This window comes from Xanthomonas dyei, assembly GCF_002939865.1.
Taxonomy (GTDB): Bacteria; Pseudomonadota; Gammaproteobacteria; order Xanthomonadales; family Xanthomonadaceae; genus Xanthomonas; species Xanthomonas dyei.
On sequence record NZ_MDEE01000084.1, the window covers coordinates 1 to 5,305 of the forward strand.

Sequence of the window (5,305 nt, forward strand, 5' to 3'; positions counted from 1 at the left end):
TGAAGCGTGCACCATGCGCGCACCTTCTTCCACACCCTGGCCCAGCAAGCACTTGATCTCGCAGAAAAAAATGTGGGGAAACCTCAGGGTCGGGATCCGTTCCCAGTGGATCGATGATAAAGACCGAACGCCGCCCACCGATAATGCGGACATCCACGGCGACTGCATGCTCTTCGTAGCCTGGCAGTACGGCTACGGCCCTCTTGCCCGACGCGGGGATGCTTTTTCTCAACCATTGACCAAGTTCCTTGGACGTATCGAGCAAAGTCAATGGCGAGCCGGGTTTGCGCGCGGACTCCGCCGCGATTAGCGTCGGAATGACTACGGCGTCGAAGATTTTTTCTTCCTCTCCCGGCGTCCAGTTTCCATCGAGCAGCGCCGCGAAGCGTGCCTTGATTTGGCGAAGAGCGTTGATGGCCTCCGTTACGGGTTGAGATGTGCGCGAATCTTGCGCCCGTTCTTGGAGTGCTTGAGGGTGCGAAGAAGCTGCGCCAGTGTCAAAGCTGGCATAAGGGTTCCAGGCGGGCTGAGACCGCATATCGGCAGGAGCGATCGGATACTCGCCGGTCGATACGCACTGCCACTCATGGGCTGAGTCATAAAAGTTGCCCTGGCATTCTGACCAGCTGCTAAAACCCTCATGGCCGGACCATCCTGCCCCTTGCCAACTGGGTGAGCCCTGCGGTTCGGGAGAAGCGGAGCGACGCGGTGGGGAAGGTAAAGCCTCGCGCAGTGCACTGATCGAAGAAGAAGGCGACTCCTTATGCGATGACAGCGGTGATTCGGATGGCGCGGCCTGCTCTGTAGTGTGGGTTGCATAATGCTCAGGTGACCCTGCCACGCTCGGCTTTGAATTGCATAGACCCATGTCGATCTCCTGCGGTGACTGTAGAAGCAAGTTTGGCGGGGGAGCGCTTCGCTTCGCCTCACCGAAGTCGTGGCTGGGACGACGAAAGGCATACGGGATGACCGGTGCCTTCCCCCAAAACGGCTGATCATCTGCCTGCCGTCATTGCACCGGCTGAAATGGCGTTTTCGGGTTCGCCGACGGAGTGCGCTGGCCGCAGCTGCACCAGTAACTGTTCCAGCGTGCTCAGACGTACCGTCGTGGCCCGCAAGGTGTCCGCCTCGGCATGTTCCCGGCGCTGGCGCTCTTCGACCAGATCGGTCCGTGCCGCAGCCAGTTCGGCGCGCACGCCTTCCAGCGCTTGGACATCTATGGTCCATCGCACCTGCAGGACTTGGTGCTCGGCGGCTGTCAGGCGCAGCGCGTCACGCTCGCGCTGCTGGGCGTCGGCTCGCTGGCGTGTCTGGGTCAGTTCCTGCTCCAGGCGGGTATGGCGTTCCAGTATGAGACTGAACTGGCATTAGTCGTGTAGTTTTGTTGCGCCAAAATATCAGCTAACTCACTGATGTAATGAATGAAATCCGATCTTGTGAGCTATTTCTACACGTATGTCGGCTGCCCCCCGAATAGGAGTGGATATCCTCTATGTCCTCACAGGCACGCCAGAGACGCGACGCTGATGAAAATCACGATGCTGGAACAGATGCTGGAACAAGAGCTTATTGCGCACGCCGAAGCCATACTTGGAAACGCGTTCCCCGAGGCAGATCACCGTTGGATCGCGGGCGCGGCTCGGGTGCACGTCCTAGACGATCGCGCTGGGCTGGCGGAGCGAGAAAAAAATGTGTGCCAAGCCATCCTCTCGCTGTTCGAGTTTGGCCACAAAATTGGCTGCAAAAAAGCCAAACAAGCAGGGGGCGCTGATCTGGGGTGTAGGGGCAAAGCCCCTACGTAAACGCCTCACATGCGCCGGCGTCGTCGTGGCCCCAATTCAATCTGGCCCACTGGCGAGTTCTAGGCGGACCCAGAGCCATCTCTACCTGATGACCCTGCCTAGTGCTCAATTGTCGTGGCCTTGCGCGCAGTGAGCGGCCCAGACACGCTTGACGGTGGTGACGCTCGTGCCTGCCAGGCGTGCAGTGTTGGCGCTTGTCTCTCCACGGCCGCGCGACGCAACGATGCGAGCATGTACAGCTGCGTCTGCCGGGCGGCCACGGTACTTGTCTCTGGCCTTCGCCAGCTCAATGCCCTGACGTTGACGCTCGCGGCGGTCCTCGTAGTCGTCGCGAGCGATCTGCGGGGGTCAGCCGACATACGTGTAAAAATAGCTCACACGATCGTATTTCATCCATTGTATCAGTGAGTTAGCGCATTTTTTGCTTTTTTTACACGAATCTCTGCCGACCCTCGATTACGGCTCAGGGGCGGGTCGGTGCGAAGTATTAGACACAGCCAGGTCCTGATACGGAATACGTTTGGTCAAGGGAGTGTCGCCGTATCCAAGTTTACGGGCCAGCGCGGGAAGGGCCTCGAAGCTTGCATTCATGCCCTTGACAATTGCGGTTCCTACATGACGAAGGAACTCGCTTTTGGGCGCCAAAATCTGATGCAATTCTTCTGCGGTAATTTCCCGTGCCCCGCTTTCCATTTCCTCGCTTGCTCGCGCCAGAATGGTTTGCACAACCCGCGCGTGCTTAGCATTGTCTGATTCAAATAGCCCAGGAACATGAACGCGCCCTCCAAGCGCCAGTGCGTTCAGAGCGATGGCTTCGATCGGATTAAACACGGTGCTCCGGAAGATACGCAGCACCTTTTCCGAGAGCAATCCTGTAGCTTTGCTGCCGGCGATCAGCGGGATCATCCCGACAATGGATGCCAGCCCCATAGACTTGACAGCGGTGCTTTCGCCGGGTGCAACATCAAGCGCATGACGCGTCATCTGCTCAATCGCCTCTTCTGGGCCCATCTTCTGGCCAGGGTGCGCCATGACGCCGTCCTTAATGCTCTGGAACAATCCAGCACGCATCAACTCTTCGCTTTCCTTGACTTCGGGTGGAATGCCAGAGGCAGCGCCAAAAATAGCCGCTTCGGTTGTCGTCGCATTGGCAGCAAGATCACCTGCTCCTGATTTAAAGCCTGTGTACTGCAAGACGTTATTGGGGAATGACACAACTGAGGAGATGGCGCCGGCTTTCATTGCCTTGGGAAGCAGGTCGCGCATGGACCAGTCCTCACCCTTCATACCCTTGATGATTGCAAGCACAAACATGGTGTCCATGGTCTCGATTATCAAAGGGGGCACTGAATCGATTCCGGCCAATTGCAGAGCATACTGACTGGGCGAGAAATTGTTGCCGAAGATGGCTTTTTTCAACAGTTCCGAAGCGCCGAGTTCCCATGCCGAGCCGATGACGCTGCTGACGCCGATGCTACCGGCCAAGCCGCCGAGCTGAAACTCTTTCTTGGTCGCCACATATAGCAATTCCTGTGCCCCCAGACGGACCTGGAGGTCCTCGTCCCCTTTCAGTTTCTGGTTGATGAACGCCGACAGGACATCGTCATTGGACATGACATCTGGGGCACACGAGGCGAGGAACGCTTTCGCGCTGATCTGGCTGCCGTCTGCCATCTCGATCAAAGCGCTTGGTCCAAATGCTGCGGACCCCCGCTCAATAGCCTTAAGCAACAAGGGTATATGAATGTCCGCATCGATTTGCTCAGATGTCCGCTCTGACGAGTCGGCGGCGCTCATCAATTGCGCCGTCTCAACCGTGAATGCGTCCTTGAACTCCTCAAGCGCTTTCTCCGGGTCTCGACGGGACACCAGCTCTAGTCGGACCCCGTCAGTGCTCGCGACCTGTGATGGAAATGGCTGGTCAACCTGCGCGAAGGATAGCAGCGCGTGCACCACAGGGTCGGCAGAAACAAGGCGGCTCGACTCCCTGCGCACCAATCCCGTATACCTGGGCTTTTGGAGACCTGTTGACGAGATCAGTAGCGGAGTTTCTAACCCACTGTTATCGGTGTGACCGGAACCTTGCCTAGTGGACTTGGGGCTAGTAGACCCGCTGCTTGTGCCGCGCCGCCGGGGGGGCCTGGTGGTTGGCAATCTGCTATCTTCGGACTGACGGAAGACGCTATTTTGGGGCTGTGCGCCAGCTTCTAGATCACAGTCGTTGCCTATACCAGATTCGGGGTGGCGTATGTGCTCGAGTGACGACAGGGAATGGGATCGTGGGAACTCTGTTCTCATGCCTTCCTAACCTCTTTTATAAGTTATCCTGATTAGCCCTGACCCTCAGTCATGGAAATTGCTGGCAGCATGCAGGACCGGCTCCGGGCAGGGCTTGCAACGCATCATCCCCGTGGCAAGTTAAGCTCCGAATCCCAACACCAAGGGTTGTGAAGCCGTCCAAGCGAGTTGGTCTGAGCGACTTCACGGCGAAGTGAGATTGTCCATGTCACCAAACTATCTTCGCAAAAATATATTTCAAGTCAGTTAATTCATGTCAGGCAGCAACCAACTGCTTTATGAACTGAGTTGAATAGTCATTTAGAATGACGGCACCGAGCAGCGCTTCTGAATTTCGATTGGCGCATGTCTCATTGAATTCCACGGGTATTGCTTCATTTTCAAACAGATCTTCCAGCGCCTCTGCAGTGCTCACTGAGAAATCACCGACTCGATCTCCTCCATACATTGCAACGCGCATAGTCAGGCCCTTGGCCCTGACGTCATGTATATAATCACGAATGGATGCTATAATGTTTTCCGGCTGGAGTTCTTCGTGATTAAAAGGCAGGAGATGAAATACTCGAACCTGCGCGCCGGGCATGCGTTCGCCTGTGTAAGGATCGCTTCTTTCCGCAGCGCATGCGACCGCAATGCAGGCAGTCATATTATCGGTGACCACCGGCATGTTCACTTGGCTTTGTTCCAGCGCTGTAGAGGTGACGTGTTCCTTGATGGTTAAGAGTCAGACCGTTGAATCCTGCCACCTTAACTGTAGTGGAACTATCTATCTCAAAGCTATAAGGAGAGCCCGAATTGACATCGGCAACACGAACCCATGGAAACAAGGATCCGCTACGATCTTTTATTGAATCACTAGGGTGTCCTCTCTCTGATTGATAGTCAGCTATAGAAGCTTGCTTTAGCGTATATTGCCCGGCTCGCCTCGCCAGTCGATGATGAGACAATTTTGGCGGACGCCCGTTTAAACCATCGAATGCTCCTGCATTTGAAGCTACTGGTTGATGAGAGGACTCGGATGGCGTGACCTGCTCTGTGGTGGGGGTTGCATAACCCGCAGGTGACCCTGCCACGCTCGGCTTTGAAGCGCATAGACCCATGTCGATCTCCTACAGTGACTATAGAAGCAAGTTTGGCGAAGAGCGCGCCGCTTCGCTTTACCTCACCGAAGTCTTAGCTGCGACGACGAAGCCATTGAGGCGGAG

At 56.1% G+C, this 5,305-nt stretch carries 4 protein-coding genes and 2 pseudogenes; 1 reads left to right on the forward strand and 5 read right to left on the reverse strand.

The window, feature by feature from the left end; translation table 11 throughout:
* Both XdyCFBP7245_RS24090 and XdyCFBP7245_RS23030 read right to left on the reverse strand, forming a co-directional pair.
* Positions 1 to 538: YopJ family acetyltransferase (locus XdyCFBP7245_RS24090; RefSeq protein WP_158255534.1), on the reverse strand; the 538-nt coding region annotated here is incomplete at its 3' end.
* A 457-nt stretch (positions 539 to 995) separates the two neighbouring features.
* A pseudogene (locus XdyCFBP7245_RS23030) lies at positions 996 to 1,349 on the reverse strand (integrase); the annotation flags it as partial.
* A 177-nt stretch (positions 1,350 to 1,526) separates the two neighbouring features.
* On the opposite strand from XdyCFBP7245_RS23030, the gene XdyCFBP7245_RS23035 reads away from it, so the two are divergent.
* A complete protein-coding gene (locus tag XdyCFBP7245_RS23035; protein WP_104617667.1) occupies positions 1,527 to 1,802 on the forward strand; it encodes a hypothetical protein in 276 nt (91 codons plus the stop codon).
* A gap of 105 nt (positions 1,803 to 1,907) precedes the next feature.
* Here XdyCFBP7245_RS23035 and XdyCFBP7245_RS24680 read toward each other — a convergent pair.
* The 3 genes and pseudogenes from XdyCFBP7245_RS24680 to xopAF all read right to left on the reverse strand — a co-directional run.
* A pseudogene (locus XdyCFBP7245_RS24680) lies at positions 1,908 to 2,144 on the reverse strand (recombinase family protein); the annotation flags it as partial.
* 114 nt (positions 2,145 to 2,258) lie between these two features.
* Positions 2,259 to 4,100, reverse strand: a complete 1,842-nt coding sequence (gene xopB, locus XdyCFBP7245_RS23045; protein WP_244907913.1) for a XopB/HopD1 family type III secretion system effector — start codon at positions 4,098 to 4,100, stop codon at positions 2,259 to 2,261.
* Positions 4,101 to 4,356: 256 nt separating this feature from the next.
* The gene (gene xopAF / locus XdyCFBP7245_RS24685; RefSeq protein WP_104617668.1) at positions 4,357 to 4,767 is read right to left on the reverse strand and encodes a XopAF/AvrXv3 family type III secretion system effector; all 411 of its coding nucleotides are present in this window, start codon (positions 4,765 to 4,767) and stop codon (positions 4,357 to 4,359) included.
* Positions 4,768 to 5,305 lie beyond the last annotated feature (538 nt).